This window comes from Burkholderia puraquae, from assembly GCF_002099195.1.
In the GTDB taxonomy this organism is placed as follows: Bacteria; Pseudomonadota; Gammaproteobacteria; order Burkholderiales; family Burkholderiaceae; genus Burkholderia; species Burkholderia puraquae.
In genome coordinates this window covers 85,317-102,525 of the sequence record NZ_NBYX01000022.1, presented here as the reverse complement: position 1 = coordinate 102,525, position 17,209 = coordinate 85,317, and the positions used below count along the sequence as shown (strand labels likewise).

Genomic DNA, 17,209 nt, shown 5'->3' with positions numbered 1-17,209 from the left:
CTCAAGATTACTGCTTCTTCCCAGATTGGTCGCGTTGCGAAGCAACGTGACAACCCTCTTTGCCTGATGACCATAGCGAGTCGGTCCCACCCCTTCCCATCCCGAACAGGACCGTGAAACGACTCTACGCCGATGATAGTGCGGATTCCCGTGTGAAAGTAGGTAATCGTCAGGCTACCTTAGCCAAGAACCCCCGCCCGAAAGGCGGGGGTTTTTGCATTTCAGCGATGGAAATGCACGGGTGGGCGACCTGGCGGGAACTGGGTTGCCGAATCCGTCGATTCAGGCACCTGCCGGTCTCGAGCGATCCGCAGCGCTGCGCCACTGAATTGCTTCCAGTGCGTGTCGCTGCGCTGCACATCAATCCGGCCGGAACCGGAGCCTCGAATGCTTCGATTCAGGCCTCGATTGTTGTCGAGCGATCTACCGCTCTGCGCAACTGAAATCTCCCGGCGCGCTCCCCAGTGCCCTACATCAATCGACCTCCGATTAATGCCAAGCCAACGTTGATCCATCCATGGATGGCGTCGTAATGGCGGCCGATGAGCGGCGTTTGTCGAAGAAGGCTGACATTTATACATCCTGGCGAAAGGTCTCCAGGATCATCCACCGATCCTTCGACACGTCGCGATCGACGTGAGCGTCTGCGCCCGCCTCCTACTCAGCCTCAAATCGTCACAGAAATCTATGCGCATAAAGTCCATTCGCGCGACATGCCCGACAGAGCGAGGTGCAAGCCCTTCGGGGTAATATCGCCATTCGTCCCGATTCCGGCGCTTCCAGGACCCGCTGGCGGTCGGTGTCCTCCGTATTCCGTCTCCCGCACCGTTCATGACTGACAGCCCTGCCCAAGGTAGTCGGACGACCGACTTCTTGCCATATCTCGTCGCCGCAACGTTCTTCATGGAGTACCTCGACACCACCGTGATCGCGACCGCGCTGCCGCAAATGGCGCGCTCGTTCGGCGTCGGGCCGAACGCGCTGAGCCTGGGGATGACGGCCTACATGCTGGCACTGGCGGTGTTCATCCCGATCAGCGGCTGGATCGCCGACCGCTATGGTTCGCGCACGGTGTTCGCCAGCGCGATCGTCGTCTTTACCGGCGCATCGGTGCTGTGCGGATTGTCCGAGGGTGTCGTGACGTTCACCGCTGCGCGCCTGCTGCAAGGTGTGGGCGGGGCGATGATGGTGCCGGTCGGGCGCATGATCGTCGTGCGCAGCACCGAGAAGGCGAAGCTCATGCGTGCGATCGCGACGATCACGTGGCCGGGCATCGTCGCACCCGTCGTCGGGCCGCCGATCGGCGGCTTCATCACGACCTATGCGTCATGGCGATGGATCTTCCTGCTGAACGTCCCGTTCGGCATTGCCGCACTGGTCTGCACCTGGCTGATCGTCCGGAACACGCGAGCCGACGAGCAACGGCCGCTCGACTGGGGCGGCTTCGTGCTCGCCGGGGGCGCGTTGACCTGTCTGTTGATCGGCACCGAAGCGGCCGGCCAGCAGGATGTCCACTTTACGCGTGCGGCCGTCCTGGTGGGCGCGAGCGTGTTGTTCGGCATTGCCGCGTGGTGGCATGCGCGACGTTGCGCACATCCGCTGCTCGACTTCACGACATTGAAAGTGCCGACGTTCTCGGTGACGGTGATCACCGGTTCGATCACGCGGATGGCCATCAATGCCGTGCCGTACCTGCTGCCGCTGCTGTTCCAGATCGGCTTCGGGCTGTCGCCGTTCCAGTCCGGCCTGCTGCTGCTTGCAAGCGCGCTCGGCAATCTCGGGATGAAGGCGGGGACGTCGTGGATTCTCGACCGCTTCGGCTTCCGGCGCGTCGCGCTCGTCGACGTGACGATGGTCGGCCTCTTCACGATCGCATGCGGCTGGCTGACTGCGTCGACGCCACTGGCGATCACGCTGTTCGTCGTATTCGTCTACGGACTGACGCGGTCGATGCAGTTCACCACGCTCGCGACGCTGGCCTACGCGGATATCCCGGCACAGCAGACAAGCGCGGCCAGCACGCTGTGGAGCGCAGCGCAGCAGATGACGATCGGGATGGGCATCGCGTTCGGTGCGCTGTCGCTGCGGCTCGCGGCCTTGGTGCGGGGCGATGCGGCCGGTATGCACTACGTGCTCGACGACTTCCGCTGGGCGTTCGTCGCGGCGGGCGTGCTCGCATTGCTGACGTTGCCGGGCTACGCGCGGCTCGCCTTCGATGCGGGCGACCGGCTACGGGCGAATGTAGCGCGCGGGTAGGCCGGTTTTCCCGCCGACTTTGTGTTGCGACAGGTGAGTGTCGGGGCTCCCGGTGGCTCACTTGAAACTTCGATCCGACGTGCCGTGACGGTCCGACGGGGAGAGAAAGCGGTGATCTCCCACGGCGGGAGAGTGAGCGGATCGCGCGGTGATACTCGTTCGCAAAGAACCCTGCTCGATCACGCGCGATTGGCACGTCGGATGCGCGGTATTTCTCGCGTGGATCCGCCGGCGTGAGATGGCCTGACAGCGTCGTGCTCGTTGCGATCGCCGTTACTGTGCGTCGTGGAAGATGATGCCGACCGTGTGGCGGTGGCCGTTCCGGATCCGGCTGACGCCGTGGCGCAGGTTGACGCGATAGACGCCGCGCGTTCCCTGCACGGGCCTGCCATGCACGGCGAAGATGACTGCATCGCCTTGCGTCAGCGGCACCACTTCCGCGCGCGACTGCATGCGTGGGCGCTGTTCCGTCAGCACGAACTCCCCGCCAGTGAAGTCGCGGCCGGGCGCCGACAGCAGAATTGCGGCCTGGAGCGGAAAGACGTGCTCGCCATACAGGTCCTGATGGAGGCAGTTGTAGTCGTCGGCGCCGTATTGCAGGATCAGCGGTGTCGGTCGTGTCTGTCCCGCTGCGTGGCAGCGATCGAGGAAGGCCGCGTGGTCTGCCGGATAGCGGACGTCGATCCCGAGTGCGTAGTTCCAGCGATTCGCGATTGGCGCGAGGTGCGGGTAGATCGTCGCACGCAGATCGGCGATGACCGCAGGGAGCGGGTACGCGAAATACTTGTATTCGCCGCGACCGAACCCGTGCCGCGCCATCACGACGCGCGAGCGATACAGCGCGTCGCGCGGATAGAGCGATGCGAGCGCCGCGCACTCGCTTGGCGAAATCAGGCCCGGCACACGCGCGCATCCGTAGCGATCGAGATCGGCATTGACGGTCGTCCAGTCGATCGCGTCGACGCGTTGCGCAATATCCAGCGATTCGACGGCAGGTTGCAGGTCGGCAATGTTCACGGGCGTACCTCGGTTCATCAGCAATGTGGCGCCATGCAGTCGCGCGGCATGCTTCGGCCACATTGTCCGCACGGTTGAGCCTACCGTAAGGTTTGATGAACCCAGTCTACGGATGTCCATGCGCCGGCGCGCTCCAGATCTTGCGCTTCAATTCGGGAAAGGAGGAAGGTGAGCGCTCGAGATGGCATGGACGCATCCGATGCCTCGACGAGTCGAAATGGAAAGGCGGAAAGGCGAGGGTCGAGTTTTCTGCAGCCGGCAGCCGGCTCCTGCCGGCCACCCATCGCATCACCGGTCACGCCACCAACCGGAACAGCCAATAGAGTCCGCCGGCAAGCACGATCGACGCCGGCAGCGTCAGCACCCACGCCAGCACGAGGCTGCGCACCGTGCTCCATTGCAGCCCGGAGCCGTTCGCTGCCATCGTGCCCGCGACGCCCGATGACAGCACGTGTGTCGTCGACACCGGCAATCCGTACACGTCGGCCGCGCCGATCGTGAGCATCGCGACGAGTTCGGCCGACGCGCCCTGTCCGTACGTCAGGTGCTGCTTGCCGATTTTCTCGCCGACGGTCACGACGATCCGCTTCCAGCCGACCATCGTGCCGAGGCCCAGTGCGATCGCGACCGCAACCTTCACCCACGTCGGAATGAACTTGGTCGCGTGGTCGAGCTGCTTGCGATAGTTGTCGATCGCGAGCTTGTCGTCGGCGGCGAACGCGGGCTGTCCGGACTTCTCGATCAGGCGAATTGCTTCCGACACCAGATACATCGTGTTGCGCACGTTGTCGACGTCACCTTGCGGCACGGCCGCCATCGAACCCGACGCGCCGACGGCGGTCGCAAGCAACGTGGACAACTGCTGAACGGCGGGGATCACGGCCGGCGTCAGTTCGCGATGCTGTACATACAGCTCGACGTCGGCGCGCGGGTTCGCCGACGGTGCGACGCCGTTCGTGTACTTCCCGAACGTCGCGGCTGCCTGGTTCGCGACCGCCACGAAGGTTTGCGTCTCGGCGGGCGTGACGGCCTTGTTCAGCGCATAGGCGGTCGGCACCGTGCCGATCAGGATCAGCATGATGAGCCCCATCCCTTTCTGGCCGTCGTTCGAGCCGTGCGCGAACGACACGCCCGTGCAGGTCAGGATCAGCAGGCAACGAATCCAGAACGGCGGCGGCTGGTCCTTCGGCGGCTCCTTGTACAGCTCCGGAATCCGCACGAGGGTTTTCAGCACGAGCAGCAGCAGCGCCGCGCACAGGAAGCCGACGAGCGGCGAGAGCAGTAGCGACTTGCCGACGCCGAGCGCCTGGCCCCAGTCGACGCCGCTCGTGCCGGACGGCCCGTGCATCAGCTGGTTCATCAGCCCGACGCCGATGATCGATCCGATCAGCGTATGCGAGCTCGACGACGGCAACCCGAAATACCAGGTCGCGAGGTTCCACACGATCGCGGCGATCAGCAGTGCGAACACCATCGCGAAGCCCGCGCCGCTGCCGACCTGCAGGATCAGTTCGACCGGCAGCAGTTGCAGGATGCCGAACGCGACGGCGCCGCTCGAGATCATCACGCCGAGGAAGTTCCACAGGCCGGACCAGATCACCGCGACGTTCGGCGTCAGCGAGTGCGTATAGATCACGGTGGCCACCGCGTTCGCGGTGTCGTGGAAACCATTGACGAATTCGAAGCCGAGCGCGATCAGCAGCGCGGCGCCGAGCATCAGGTACGGGAACAGCGATCCTTCGCGCATCGGCGACAGATCGTCGATCAGGTGCGTGGCGATGTAGATCGCACCGATCGCGAGCACCAGCAGGAACACGGCATAGCCGACCTGTCGGGCGTGCTCGACGGAGCCCGGATTGTTCGGGGCGGACGAAACAGGTTGATTCATGACGGTATCTCGTAAGGGAACCGCGACCGATCCTAGCTTCGGCTAGCAGTCAGTTTGATGACAGCAGGGAGGGCGAACGGAATGTCTTGCAGCGACGTAAGGTGAACATCGCCAGGCAATTGCGATACGACGCGACACGTCGGCTTGTGTCGTGGTCGATATCGCGAATGCGACACGGCAGGCGGCTACGTCGCAGTGTCGTGCCGATCGTCGTCGGCGATCAACGTCCATCCGTGCGGCGACGCAGCGAATGTCGTGCACGACAGCGGTGCAACGTCGATGCGGGTTGCCGACTTGATATCCATCCGCAGCGCATGCGCGACGGCCGCGCGAACGATCGGCGCATGCGTGATGGCGACGACGTCGCGGCCGTGTTGCAGCGCGTTCAACCATGTGCCGACGCGGCGCATCGCTGCTTCGAACGACTCGCCGCCGTGCGGCGAAGCCGATGGATCGCCGATCCACGCGCCCAATTCGTCAGGAAAGTCGTGCGCGAGGTCGTGCAGCCGCTTGCCGCGCCAGTGTCGGTAGTCGATGTCGCGCAGGGCGTCGTCGATTTTGGCTTGCAGCCCGAGCGCATCGGCGGTCTGCACTGCACGGCGGGCCGGGCTGCACAGCACGAGCGAGCCGGCGATGCCCGTCCACTGGTCGCGCAGCGCCCCGGCTTCGGCGAGCCCGAGCGCGTCGAGCGGATCGTCGTCGGGAAACGTGCCGGTGCGCATCGCCCGGGTCGAGGCATGTGCGATCAGGCGCAGCGAGGCATGCATGTTCATGTTGGTTTTCGGATGATCCGGGACGGATGCGCTCGTCCACCTGCCGCCGCTTCAATACGCGATCGTTCGCGCGTACAATTCGCCCGATACGAAACGCGGAAGCCGGTGCAATTCCGGCGCGGTCGCGCCACTGTAACCGGTGATCCATGATCCCGGAAGCCAGACCTGCCTTCGTACCCATCCAACATTTGTCGGGGCGCGATTCCCCTGAGGTGCATCCATGAGCGAAGCAGTGCTGAAGCCGGCGGTCGTGCCGGCACCCATCCCCGTCCGCGAACTGTTGCCGTGGGCCGTGTTCGTTGGCTTGATCCTGTTGCTCGCACTGTATTTCGTCGGTGCGGAACAAGGTGCGACGTCGCTCGTGCCGGGTATGTATGTCCACGAGTTCGTCCACGACGGCCGCCATCTGCTCGGCTTCCCCTGCCACTGACGCGGAGTTCACGATGGTCGGAAAGCTGCTCATGCGCGGGATGCTCGCAGGCATCGCCGCAGGCCTCCTCACGTTCGGTTTCGCGAAAATCGTCGGCGAACCGCAAGTCGATCAGGCAATCTCCTTCGAAGAAAAAACCGAAGCCGCCCAAGGCGAAGCACCGGAACCCGAACTGGTCAGCCGCCACACGCAAGCCGGCCTCGGCCTGCTGACGGGCGTCGTGACCTACGGCGCGGCATTCGGCGGGCTGTTCTCGCTGGTCTTTGCGTATGCGTATGGTCGAGGCAGCCGTCTCCCGGCACGGCCGCTGGCTGCGTGGCTTGCGCTGGCGTCGTTCGTCGCGCTCGTGATCGTGCCGAACATCAAGTACCCGGCCAATCCGCCGTCGGTGGGAGACCCCGACACGATCGGCTATCGCACGGGGTTGTTCTTCCTGATGATCGCGATCTCGGTCGCGACGATGGTGTTCTCGGTCAGCGTGCGCCGCCATCTGCTGGCGAAGCTCGGGCAGTGGAACGCGTCGATCGCCGCCGGGCTCGTGTTCGTCGCAATCATCGCGGCCGTGCAGATCGGGCTGCCGTCGGTCAGCGAGTTGCCGGCCGATTTCCCGGCGGCCTTGCTGTGGAAGTTCCGCGTGGCGGCCATCGGCATGCAGGTGATCATGTGGACGACGATCGGCCTGCTGTTCGGCGCATGGGTCGAGCGCAGCGAACGTATCGGCATGCGCGCCGCCTGACGCGCATCGCAACGGAGCGCGCCTAGCGCAGCATGCGCGGCGCGCTCCACGTCGATTCGCGCGCCAGCGCGACGAACGCGGCCAGATAGTCGATCGACGCATCCGCCTCGCGGATGCCGAGGAAGATCTGCTTCGCAATCCCCTTCTTGCCGAGTTTGACCGGCACGACCGGCATCCGGTCCGCGTATTCGTCGGCAAGCCATCTCGGCAGCGCAGCCACGCCGCGCCCGCTTGCCACCATCTGCAGCATGATGTCGGTCGTCTCGATCGACTTGTGCCGCCTCGGCACGATGCCGGCCGGCGTCAGGAACTGGTTGTAGATGTCGAGCCGGTCGGTTTCGACCGGGTAGGTGATCAGGATCTCGTCGGTGAGCTGCTCGGGCGTCACGTAGTCGGCATTCGCGAACCGGTGCGAGTCGGCGACCACCAGCACCTGCTCATAGTCGAACACAGGGTCGAAGCGGAGGCCCGGCTTGTTCAGCGGATCGGGCGTCACGAGCACGTCGATGTCGTAGCCGAACAGCGCACCGATGCCGCCGAACTGGAAGCGCTGCTTCACGTCCACGTCGACGTCGGGCCAGCGCGACAGGTACGGCGACACGACCTTCAGCAGCCACTGGTAGCACGGGTGGCACTCCATCCCGATACGCAGCGTGCCGCGCTCGCCCTTCGCGTACTGCTTCATCCGCTCCTCGGCGAGCTCGAACTGCGGCAGCAGCCGGTTCGCCAGCTTCAGCAGATATTGGCCGCCCTGCGTGAGCCGCAGGCCGCGACCCTCCCGGTCCCAGATCGGCGTGCCGAGCTGCTGCTCGATTTTCCGGACGGTATGGCTCAGTGCCGATTGCGTGAGGTGCAGCGCATTGGCGGCCGCGGTCAGCGAACCCTGGCGCTCGACCTCACGAATGACGACGAGATGGAATCGTTCCAGCATGGATAGCGCTCGCGCAACAAATACATGAATAACTTTAATGGATGAATGAAATAATGCCATTTTATTTCATGGTTTGAAATCCCTATCATGGCTGCCGGATCTTCAATTTTCTTCTGGACGGCAGCTCATGGTCACGACACACAACCTCGGTTTTCCGCGCATCGGCGCGAAGCGCGAACTCAAGTTCGGTCTCGAACGCTACTGGAAAGGTGAATCGTCGCGCGACGAGCTGAAGGCGCTCGGCGCCGAGCTGCGCCAGCGTCACTGGAACGACCAGCGCGACCTGGACCTGGCCCCGATCGGCGACTTCGCGTTCTACGACCAGGTGCTCGACATGAGCTTCACGCTCGGCAACCTGCCGAAGCGCGTGCAGGGGTTCCACGGCGACGTGCTCGACAACTATTTCCGCGTCGCGCGCGGCCGTTCGGCGCAGTCGGCGGAAGCGCATGCCACGTGCTGCGGCGGGGTCGCGGCCGGTGAAATGACCAAGTGGTTCGATACGAACTACCACTACATCGTGCCGGAATTCCACGCGGACACGAACTTCTCGCTCGACCCGTCGCGCCTGCTCCAGCAACTGGCGGAAGCGCAGGCGCAGGGCGTGGCCGCGAAGCCGGTGATCCTCGGCCCCGTCACGTACCTGTGGCTCGGCAAGGCGAAGGACGATTCCGACCGCCTCGCGCTGCTGCCGAAGCTGCTGCCCGTGTACGGCGCGCTGCTCGATACGCTGACCGCGCAGGGCGTCGAATGGGTGCAGATCGACGAACCGATTCTCGTCACCGAACTCGACGCCGACTGGCAACAAGCATTCAAGACCGCGTACGCAGCGCTCGAAACGCGCCGGATCAAGGTGCTGCTCGCGACATACTTCGGCCAGCTGCAGGGCAACCTGGCGCTCGCGAGCGCGCTGTCGGTCGACGGCCTGCACGTCGATGCAATCAACGCGCGCGACGAAGTCGACGCGCTGGTGCGTGAACTGCCGGCCGAGCGCGTGCTGTCGGTGGGCGCGGTCAACGGCCGCAACATCTGGAAGACGGACCTGAACGCGACGCTCGACTGGCTCGAGCCGCTCGCAACGCAACTGGGCGATCGCCTGTGGCTCGCGCCGTCGTGCTCGCTGCTGCACGTGCCGGTCGATCTCGCGAGCGAGGAGAAGCTCGATGCGGACATCCGCTCGTGGCTCGCGTTCGCGCTGCAGAAGCTCGACGAGCTGAAGGTGCTCGCGACCGCACTGAACGAAGGCCGCGACAAGGTGGCCGATGCGCTGGCCGCGAACGCCGCCGCGATTCATTCGCGTCGCAATTCGCCGCGCGTGAACAACCCGGCGGTGAAGGCCGCGATCGCACGGATCGACGCGCGGCTCGGCAACCGCGTGAGCCCCTATACGCAGCGCGCGCCGAAGCAGTCGGTACGCCTGAACCTGCCGGCATTCCCGACGACGACGATCGGCTCGTTCCCGCAGACCGGCGAGATCCGTCAGGCCCGCAGCCAGTTCAAGGCCGGCGCGCTGGATGAAGCCGGCTACCGCGCGGCGATGCAGGCCGAGATCGAACGCAGCGTCCGCGAACAGGAATCGCTCGAACTCGACGTGCTCGTACACGGCGAAGCCGAACGCAACGACATGGTCGAATATTTCGGCGAGCAACTCGACGGCTATGCGTTCAGCCAGTTCGGCTGGGTGCAGTCGTACGGTTCGCGCTGCGTGAAGCCGCCGATCCTGTTCGGCGACATCAGCCGCCCGAAGGCGATGACGGTTGAATGGATCGCGTATGCGCAGTCGCTGACGAACAAGCCGATGAAGGGCATGCTGACCGGCCCGGTCACGATCCTGAACTGGTCGTTCGTGCGTGACGACCAGCCGCGCTCGGTGTCGTGCTACCAGCTCGCGCTGGCGATCCGCGACGAAGTGCTCGATCTCGAGAGGGCCGGCGTGCGCGTGATCCAGATCGACGAGGCTGCGCTGCGCGAAGGGTTGCCGCTGCGCCGCGCGCAATGGGGCGAGTACCTGAAGTGGGCGGTCGAATCGTTCCGCATCACCGCGAACGGCGTGCAGGACGATACGCAGATTCACACGCACATGTGCTATTCGGAGTTCAACGACATCATCGCGTCGATCGCCGACATGGATGCGGATGTAATCACGATCGAGACGTCGCGCTCGGACATGGAACTGCTCGACGCGTTCGACAACTTCAAGTATCCGAACGAGATCGGGCCGGGCGTGTACGACATTCACTCGCCCAACATTCCGACCCAGGAACACATCGTCGGCCTGATGAAGAAGGCGGCGGAACGGATTCCGGCGGAGCGCCTGTGGGTGAACCCGGATTGCGGCCTGAAGACGCGCCAGTGGGCGGAAGTGATTCCGGCGCTGACGAACATGGTCGCCGCCGCGAAGACGCTGCGCAACCAGGTGCAGTAACGCGCGAACGTTGCGTGCCGGCCGCCGCGACAACCGATCGGGCGGCCGGCGGCGGGGTTCATTCCGTGACGGGCTGGCCCGGTGTCACGGGCAGCTCATGATCACGCACGCTCGTGCGTGACGGTATCCGCGAGCGTCTCGGGGGAAGGCGTCCCGGCAATGATGCGGCGTTCGCGCGCGAGGTCGAGCGACCGCGACAGCAGCCAGTACGCAGCGCCCGCGACGACCAGGCCGACGAGCCACGCGATATCCACGCCGCCGAGCATTCGCGCGAACGGCCCGACGAAAATCTCGCGGTTCGCCTCGGCGTCGAAGACATAGAAGAACGGCACCATCGCCGCGAAGCCGACGAGGTATGCGACGATGCCGCGCGGTTGCCACGCGCCGTAGAGCCCGTTCGGCATGAAGAAGTGCGCGATCGCATAGTGGCCGCGGCGCACGAAGAAATAGTCGACGAGATTCACTGCGGTCCACGGCACGAGGAAGTAAAGCATCAGCGTCAGGAACGTCTGCAGCAGCGCGATGCCGTTGCCCCGAATCGCGAATACGCAGGCGAGCACGAACGTGCTGATCGCGACGATCGATGCAACGCGCGCGCGGCGAGTCGGACGGATCGGCACGATCGAATCGGCGGCGGTCAGTACGGTCAGCATCGCGCTGTACGCGTTGAGCGCGATGATCGGCAGGAAGCCGACCAGCGACACGATCGCGATCAGCTTGCCGAGGCCCGGCATGAGCGACGTGCCGACTTCGTTCATCGCGACCAGCGCGTCGGCCGCGTGCAGCTTCTGCGCGAGCCACGCGCCGAGGCCGATCATCCAGGTGCCCGACAGCGATGCGCCGGCGAAGATCACCGCGATCAGCTTCGCGCGGCTCGTGTTTTTCGGCAGATAGCGCGAATAGTCCGACACATACGGCGCATACGAAATGTTGTAGCTCGCGGCGATCGCGAATTGCGTGGCGAATGCGATCCAGTTGAAGCCCGGAGCGGCGACCGGTGCCATGGTGGCGGGTGCCGGCGTCGCATGGCCGAACGCGAGTGCGAGCGTCACGAGCGTATAGAGCGGCAGTGTCGCGATCAGCGCCCACGTGAAAGTCCGATGCATCAGGTCATGGCCGTAGATGGCGAGCAGCGCGCCCGTTGTCACTGCCGCGACGGCGACGAAGCCGCCATCGATCCCGAATACGTTGTGCACGCCGTCGACCATCAGCGATACGTTGACGACGTTGAAGCCGACGAACACGAACAGCGTCGCAAGCAACGCAATGATCACGCCGCGATAGCCGAACTGCGCGCGCGACTGGATCATCTGCGGCAGGCCCATCTCGGGCCCCTGCGAGCCGTGAAACGCCATGAAGAGGGTGCCGAACATGATCCCGAGCGCACCCGCGAGTGTCGTCCAGCCTGCGGACAGACCCATGCCGGGCCCGACGAAACCGATCGAGATCGTGAAGAAATGGAAGTTGCCGAGGAACCAGAACGGGCCCTGGCTGGCGAGCTTCGCGTGGCGCTCGTGTTCGGGAATGTAGTCGATCGAATGGTGCTCGATCGCCAGGCCGGCCGATTCGGCGCGGCCGAGATCGAGGGTGTCGGGGCGGTTCATGACGGCTTGTCTCCTTGGTCGCGCGCGGTTCGTCAATGTGCCCGCATGCGCCGGCCTGCCGGGACGGTGCCGCGGCAGGCGATGAATAGGGTGGAACTGGGAGGCGGTGTGACGCACCGCCGGGGCGTGCAACGAAAAACGGGCAGGCGAGGTGCCTGCCCGTTGCGGGACGTTATGCGGTGCGCGCGCCGCGCGGCAGCGGCGCTTGCTTCCGGTTCGCCGCGTCCGCATCGTCGATGCTCACGCGGCGCGAAATCAGCCACACGCACAACGACGACACGATTGCGGCGCTCGTGTACTGGAGCGCGAGCGGCCACCATTGCGGCGCGGTGTTCTGCGCGATGAGGGTCGCGACGAGCGGCGTGAGGCCGCCGGCGAGCGCGCCGCACACCTGGTACGCGATCGAGATCGCCGTGTAGCGGATGCGTGCGACGAAGATGCCGCTGACGAAGCCCGCGACCACCGAGTAGTAGCCCGATTCCGCGAGCGTCGCGAGGCCGACGCCGACCGTGATCGACAGCGGCGTGCCCATGTGCACGAGCGGCAGCATGACGAACGGGACGATCGCGGCCCATGCGCCGGTGATCAGCAGCACGCGCGTGGTGCCGAAGCGCTGCGCGAGGAACGCGGCCGCGAGCTGCACGACGAACTGCAGCACGGCAACGATCGTCATGCAATGCAGCACCATCGACCGGTCGAGCGACAGGAACTGCGTCGCGTAGCTGATCATGAAGATGTTGCTGAAATACACGCCGGCGATGCCGTACACGTTCGCGCCGATCGCGAGCAGCAGCAGCGGCCAGTACTTGAGCGCTTCGCGCACCGGGTTCTGCGCGGTGTTGCCGCTCTTCCGGACTTCCTCGAACTCGGGTGATTCCGATACGCTCGCGCGGATCACGAAGCCGACCACCAGCAGCACGGAACTCGCGAGGAACGGCACGCGCCAGCCCCAGCTCATCATGTCTTCCTTCGACAGCGTGCTGATCGCGCCGAACGCGAGCATCGACAGGATCAGGCCGCTCGCGCTGCCCAGCTGCGCGAACGATGCGAAGAACGTGCGCTTGCCTTCCGGCGCATGCTCGCCGGCGAGCAGCACCGCGCCGCCCCATTCGCCGCCGACCGCGATGCCTTGCAGCACGCGCATCAGCACGAGCAGGACCGGTGCAATCGCACCGGCTTGCGCGTGGGTCGGCAGCAGGCCGATCGCGATCGTCGACACGGCCATCAGCATCAGCGTCGCGAGCAGCGAACGCTTGCGGCCGAAGCGGTCGCCGAGGTAGCCGAACATCACGCCGCCGAGCGGCCGCGCGAAGAAGCCGACCGCGAACGAGCCGAACGACGCGAGCAGGCTGATGAAGCGGTTTTCGCCGGGAAAGAACAGCGGCCCGAACACGATGGCGGCGGCGGTCGCGTAGCTATAGAAGTCGTACCACTCGATCGTGGTGCCGACGAACGAAGCGAGCGCCGCCCGCTTCGGTTGTTTGACGGAAGTCCCCATCCTTGTGTGTGCTCCTCTGGAATCCTCTGATTTGGAATAGGTGGCGGCGCGGGGATCAGTCGCGGTACGCGACGCCCGGCAGCACGCACAGCAGCTCGTATGCGAGGTTCGCGCCGAGCAGCGCCGTGGTGCCGAACGGGTCGTACGGCGGCGCGACTTCGACGAGATCGCAGCCGACGATGTTCAGCCCCTTCGCGCCGCGGATGATCTCGAGCGCCTGCGGCACCGTGAGGCCCGCGATTTCCGGCGTACCCGTGCCCGGCGCGTAGGCCGGGTCGATGCCGTCGATGTCGAAGCTGATGTAGACGGGGGTATCGCCGACGCGGGCGCGCACTTCTTCCATCAGCGGCGCGAGCGATTTGTTCCAGCATTCCTCGGCCTGGACGACGCGGAAGCCCTGCTCGCGGCACCAGTCGAAATCCTCGGCGGCGTAGCCGGTGCCGCGCAGGCCGATCTGCGTGACCTTGTCGCCGTGCAGCAGGCCTTCCTCGACCGCGCGGCGGAACGGCGTGCCGTGCGCGATCTTTTCGCCCATCATCGTGTCGTTCACGTCGGCGTGTGCATCGACGTGGATCAATGCAACCTTGCCGTGCTTGCGGTGGATCGCGCGCAGGATCGGCAGCGCGATCGTATGGTCGCCGCCGAGCGTGATCGGCTTGCAGTCGTGCTCGAGGATCGCGTCGTACGCGGCTTCGATGCGCGCGATGGAATCGTGCAGGTTGTACGGATTGATCGCGACGTCGCCGATGTCGGCGATCTGCAGCGAATCGAAAGGCGCTGCGCGCGTGGCCATGTTGTACGGGCGCAGCAGCACGGATTCGGTGCGGATCTGGCGCGGGCCGAAGCGCGCGCCGGTGCGGTTGGAGGTGCCGAGATCGAACGGCACGCCGACGAAACAGGCGTCGAGGCCTTCGGCGCTCGCCACGTGCGGCAGGCGCATCATCGTCGCGATGCCGCCGCAGCGCGGCATTTCATTGCCGCCGAGCGGCTGGAAATGGGTGTGGTTGTTCATGAGCTGTCTCTTCCGATGTGGGGTTGCCGTATCATGCGACGCGGCTTGTCGCACAGTTTTACGCGCTCCGCCGGGAAAGAAGAATGCGAAGATATCGACGTAAACATCGATTTTCATCGATGTATGGAAGGGGATGAATGTGCTCGGGAATCTGTCGACCCTCGATCTGCGGTTGATCCGCGTGTTTCTCGCGGTCACGGACGCGGGCGGCGTATCGGCCGCGCAGGCCGTGCTGAACGTCGGGCAGTCGACGATCAGCGCGCAGCTTTCGTCGCTCGAGACGCGGCTCGGCTACCGGCTCTGCGAGCGCGGCCGCAGCGGTTTCCGGCTCACGCCGAAGGGTGAACGATTCCATGCAATGAGCCGCAAGCTGCTCGCGGCACTCGACGAATTCGGGATGGCCGCGCGGCACATGGATCGCCAACTGGTCGGCACGCTGCACATCGGCCTGATCGGCCATACGCCGGTGAGCCAGAACGCGCGGATCGCCGAGGCGATCGCCGCGTTCCGCACACGTGACGAGGCCGTGCGTTTCTCGATCTCCGTGCGCGCGCCGGGCGATCTCGAGGAGAAGCTGCTGAGCGACGAGATCCAGATCGCGGTCGGCTACTTCTGGCACCGCGTGCCGTCGCTGCACTACACGCCGCTGTTCATCGAGCGCCAGGTTGCATACTGCGGGCGCGGCCATCCGCTGTTCGACGGCGCCGGCGCGCTGACGCCGGCCGACGTCGCGGGTTTCGAATGGGCGTGGCGCTCGTATCCGCTGCCCGAAGCGCAGATGTCGACGACACCCGACCGCGTGACCGCGACCGCCGACAACATGGAGGCCGTCGCGCTGCTGATCCTGTCCGGCCACCACCTCGGCTATCTGCCGCAGCATTTCGCGGCGCCGTATGTCGCGCAGGGGCTGCTCACGCCGCTCAATCCGGAGCAACTGCGCTACGACGTGACGTTCCACATGGTCGTCGCGCGCAACGGGCGCGGCAATCCGCTCGTCGAAGCGTTTCTCGAGGATCTCGAACGCGCGCACCAGCCGCCCGACATCGCGTAGGCCGCCGGCCTCGACAATATGATCGAGTGTTGCGGCGGCACGGCCCGACGCAGCGCACATCGATTGACGTCGAAGTGACGAATCAGGTGTCGGGTTCGGCTTGCGTGTGCCTTCCATTCGTCGGCATCACGGCACCGGCAACCCCGCGTCATGCTTGACCTCGCGCAGCGACAGCGCCGATTCGATCGACGTCACGCCGGGCAGCATCCGCAGCGATTCGCGCAGGAACGTGCCGTAGTCGTCGAGATCGCGCGCCACGACCTGCAGCAGATAGTCGGCAGTGCCCGCCACGTTGTGGCACGCCAGGATCCGCTCGATGCCGAGCACTTCCCGCTCGAACCGGTCGGCGGTCTTGCGGTCGTGCGTCGCGAACCGCACGAGCACGAACGCCACGACGCCGAAGCCGAGCGCCTGGCGCGACAGCTGCGCGCGGTAGCGCTCGATGTAGCCGTCGTTTTCGAGGCGCTTCAGGCGCCGTGCGCACGGGGTCTCGGAGAGGCCCACGGAGTCGGCGAGGCGGGCGATCGGCAGGCGGCCGTCGCGCTGCACCGCGGCAAGGATGGCGCGATCGGTTTTGTCGAGCTCGGTCATGTTGGCGGAATCCTGATGCTGGTTTGATGATTGTGGCGGATTCCCCTACGAATCGCCACTTCTGAACGAAAGATGGCCAATAATCCCTCGCGCTCTGGCGGCAACATATCGCCGTAAGAGGACAGGGGCAGACCATGATTTCCACGCATTTGCTGTTGATTTATCTCGCCGCGCTGGCGGCCATCTATGCGGTGCCGGGGCCGGACATGGCGCTGGTGCTGCAGACCAGCATCGGCCGCGGCGTGCGGCCGGGGATGGCGGCAGCGGCCGGCCTGTCGCTCGCGCGCACCGCGCACGTGACGCTGTCGGCCTGCGGTGTCGCGGCGCTGATCCGCAGCGCGCCGTGGCTGTACGAAGTGATCCGCTACGGCGGTGCGCTCTATCTCGCCTATGTCGCGATCCAGGTGTTCCGCTCGCCCGTGTTCGCGCTCGGCGACGGCGACGCGGCGGCGACGGCGGGCGAACTGCGCCAGTCGTTCGTGAAGGGCCTGCTCACCAACCTGCTGAACCCGAAGGCGCTGCTGTTCTGCTCGGTGCTGCTGCCGCAGTTCGTGCGTCCCGAGGCCGGGCCGGTCGTGTTGCAGATGTTCGAGCTGGGCGCGCTGCTGGTGGCGGCCGGCGTCTGCTTCGACCTCGCATGCGTATTCGGCGCGTCGCGGATCGCCGCGTGGATGCGCGCGCATCCGCTCTCGCAGACGGTGCAGCGCTGGACGTTTTCCGCGGCGCTGATCGGCTTTGCGTTGCGCCTGTCGATGGACTGAGTGCCGAGGCGGTGTCGCGCCGGTGCAGGTCGCGCGGCGCGTCGCCGCACCGGATGAAGGCCGCGCGCAACGCCGGCCCGCGCGTGCGCCCCGTCGCAGAAGGGCGTGCGCGCAAATCGTCTGACTGTTCTAAACTTCCTGTTACTTCGCGCTGCGCGAACCCGACCGACCGAACGGAACCGTCTCCCGCCGGCCCTGTCCGATTTCCTGGCTGTTCCGTGCAACGCGGTACCAAGGAG

At 65.5% G+C, this 17,209-nt stretch carries 14 protein-coding genes, 1 rRNA gene and 1 riboswitch; of the genes, 7 read left to right on the top strand and 8 right to left on the bottom strand.

The features are described 5' to 3' along the window. Window positions 1-62: 62 nt before the first annotated feature. Window positions 63-175, top strand: a 5S ribosomal RNA gene (rrf, locus tag B7G54_RS31005). Window positions 176-831: 656 nt separating this feature from the next. Beyond that, window positions 832-2,256: a DHA2 family efflux MFS transporter permease subunit gene (locus B7G54_RS31000; protein ID WP_085042544.1), complete on the top strand. Its 1,425-nt coding sequence runs from the start codon at window positions 832-834 to the stop codon at window positions 2,254-2,256. A gap of 273 nt (window positions 2,257-2,529) precedes the next feature. Here B7G54_RS31000 and B7G54_RS30995 read toward each other — a convergent pair whose 3' ends face one another. The 3 genes from B7G54_RS30995 to B7G54_RS30985 all read right to left on the bottom strand — a co-directional run bounded on the left by B7G54_RS30995 (window position 2,530) and on the right by B7G54_RS30985 (window position 5,934). After that, entirely contained in the window at window positions 2,530-3,273 is a 744-nt protein-coding gene (locus B7G54_RS30995; protein ID WP_165765639.1) for a 2OG-Fe(II) oxygenase, read from the bottom strand. A gap of 295 nt (window positions 3,274-3,568) precedes the next feature. Continuing rightward, a complete protein-coding gene (locus tag B7G54_RS30990; RefSeq protein ID WP_085042542.1) occupies window positions 3,569-5,161 on the bottom strand; it encodes an inorganic phosphate transporter in 1,593 nt (530 codons plus the stop codon). 185 nt (window positions 5,162-5,346) lie between these two features. Continuing rightward, window positions 5,347-5,934 (bottom strand): histidine phosphatase family protein, encoded by a 588-nt coding sequence (locus tag B7G54_RS30985; RefSeq protein WP_085042541.1) that lies wholly within the window; start codon window positions 5,932-5,934, stop codon window positions 5,347-5,349. A gap of 49 nt (window positions 5,935-5,983) precedes the next feature. Continuing rightward, window positions 5,984-6,121, top strand: a riboswitch (cobalamin riboswitch). A 33-nt stretch (window positions 6,122-6,154) separates the two neighbouring features. Here B7G54_RS30985 and B7G54_RS30980 point away from each other — a divergent pair. Both B7G54_RS30980 and B7G54_RS30975 read left to right on the top strand, forming a co-directional pair. Beyond that, window positions 6,155-6,364, top strand: coding sequence for a CbtB domain-containing protein (locus B7G54_RS30980; RefSeq protein WP_006488502.1), 210 nt, complete (start codon window positions 6,155-6,157; stop codon window positions 6,362-6,364). Window positions 6,365-6,377: 13 nt separating this feature from the next. Further along, complete coding sequence (locus B7G54_RS30975) at window positions 6,378-7,100, top strand: CbtA family protein (protein ID WP_085042539.1); 723 nt, start codon at window positions 6,378-6,380, stop codon at window positions 7,098-7,100. A gap of 22 nt (window positions 7,101-7,122) precedes the next feature. On the opposite strand, the gene B7G54_RS30970 is transcribed toward B7G54_RS30975, so the two are convergent. Then, window positions 7,123-8,031, bottom strand: coding sequence for a LysR family transcriptional regulator (locus B7G54_RS30970; RefSeq protein ID WP_085042537.1), 909 nt, complete (start codon window positions 8,029-8,031; stop codon window positions 7,123-7,125). A gap of 127 nt (window positions 8,032-8,158) precedes the next feature. Here B7G54_RS30970 and metE point away from each other — a divergent pair, with 127 nt between their 5' ends. Beyond that, window positions 8,159-10,453, top strand: a complete 2,295-nt coding sequence (metE, locus tag B7G54_RS30965) for a 5-methyltetrahydropteroyltriglutamate--homocysteine S-methyltransferase (protein WP_085042535.1) — start codon at window positions 8,159-8,161, stop codon at window positions 10,451-10,453. Window positions 10,454-10,554: 101 nt separating this feature from the next. On the opposite strand, the gene B7G54_RS30960 is transcribed toward metE, so the two are convergent. The 3 genes from B7G54_RS30960 to speB all read right to left on the bottom strand — a co-directional run bounded on the left by B7G54_RS30960 (window position 10,555) and on the right by speB (window position 14,567). Further along, window positions 10,555-12,057, bottom strand: a complete 1,503-nt coding sequence (locus tag B7G54_RS30960; protein ID WP_085042533.1) for a purine-cytosine permease family protein — start codon at window positions 12,055-12,057, stop codon at window positions 10,555-10,557. Window positions 12,058-12,229: 172 nt separating this feature from the next. Next, window positions 12,230-13,555 carry an MFS transporter gene (locus B7G54_RS30955; protein WP_085042531.1) on the bottom strand — a complete coding sequence of 442 codons (1,326 nt, stop codon included), beginning with the start codon at window positions 13,553-13,555 and terminating at the stop codon, window positions 12,230-12,232. 55 nt (window positions 13,556-13,610) lie between these two features. Then, a complete protein-coding gene (gene speB / locus B7G54_RS30950; RefSeq protein WP_085042529.1) occupies window positions 13,611-14,567 on the bottom strand; it encodes an agmatinase in 957 nt (318 codons plus the stop codon). A gap of 139 nt (window positions 14,568-14,706) precedes the next feature. On the opposite strand from speB, the gene B7G54_RS30945 reads away from it, so the two are divergent. Continuing rightward, window positions 14,707-15,618, top strand: coding sequence for a LysR family transcriptional regulator (locus tag B7G54_RS30945; protein WP_043181461.1), 912 nt, complete (start codon window positions 14,707-14,709; stop codon window positions 15,616-15,618). A 126-nt stretch (window positions 15,619-15,744) separates the two neighbouring features. Here B7G54_RS30945 and B7G54_RS30940 read toward each other — a convergent pair whose 3' ends face one another. Beyond that, window positions 15,745-16,209: an Lrp/AsnC family transcriptional regulator gene (locus B7G54_RS30940; RefSeq protein WP_046549763.1), complete on the bottom strand. Its 465-nt coding sequence runs from the start codon at window positions 16,207-16,209 to the stop codon at window positions 15,745-15,747. A 134-nt stretch (window positions 16,210-16,343) separates the two neighbouring features. Between B7G54_RS30940 and B7G54_RS30935 the strand changes: the two genes are divergently transcribed. Then, window positions 16,344-16,970 (top strand): LysE family translocator, encoded by a 627-nt coding sequence (locus tag B7G54_RS30935; protein WP_085042528.1) that lies wholly within the window; start codon window positions 16,344-16,346, stop codon window positions 16,968-16,970. Window positions 16,971-17,209 lie beyond the last annotated feature (239 nt).

Bases quoted from the DNA above. Each gene is read 5' to 3' on its own strand.
- B7G54_RS31000 (WP_085042544.1), top strand. From the start codon at position 832: ATGACTGACAGCCCTGCCCAAGGTAGTCGGACGACCGACTTCTTGCCA.
- B7G54_RS30990 (WP_085042542.1), bottom strand. From the start codon at position 5,161: ATGAATCAACCTGTTTCGTCCGCCCCGAACAATCCGGGCTCCGTCGAG.
- B7G54_RS30985 (WP_085042541.1), bottom strand. From the start codon at position 5,934: ATGAACATGCATGCCTCGCTGCGCCTGATCGCACATGCCTCGACCCGG.
- B7G54_RS30980 (WP_006488502.1), top strand. From the start codon at position 6,155: ATGAGCGAAGCAGTGCTGAAGCCGGCGGTCGTGCCGGCACCCATCCCC.
- B7G54_RS30975 (WP_085042539.1), top strand. From the start codon at position 6,378: ATGGTCGGAAAGCTGCTCATGCGCGGGATGCTCGCAGGCATCGCCGCA.
- B7G54_RS30970 (WP_085042537.1), bottom strand. From the start codon at position 8,031: ATGCTGGAACGATTCCATCTCGTCGTCATTCGTGAGGTCGAGCGCCAG.
- metE (WP_085042535.1), top strand. From the start codon at position 8,159: ATGGTCACGACACACAACCTCGGTTTTCCGCGCATCGGCGCGAAGCGC.
- B7G54_RS30960 (WP_085042533.1), bottom strand. From the start codon at position 12,057: ATGAACCGCCCCGACACCCTCGATCTCGGCCGCGCCGAATCGGCCGGC.
- B7G54_RS30955 (WP_085042531.1), bottom strand. From the start codon at position 13,555: ATGGGGACTTCCGTCAAACAACCGAAGCGGGCGGCGCTCGCTTCGTTC.
- speB (WP_085042529.1), bottom strand. From the start codon at position 14,567: ATGAACAACCACACCCATTTCCAGCCGCTCGGCGGCAATGAAATGCCG.
- B7G54_RS30940 (WP_046549763.1), bottom strand. From the start codon at position 16,209: ATGACCGAGCTCGACAAAACCGATCGCGCCATCCTTGCCGCGGTGCAG.
- B7G54_RS30935 (WP_085042528.1), top strand. From the start codon at position 16,344: ATGATTTCCACGCATTTGCTGTTGATTTATCTCGCCGCGCTGGCGGCC.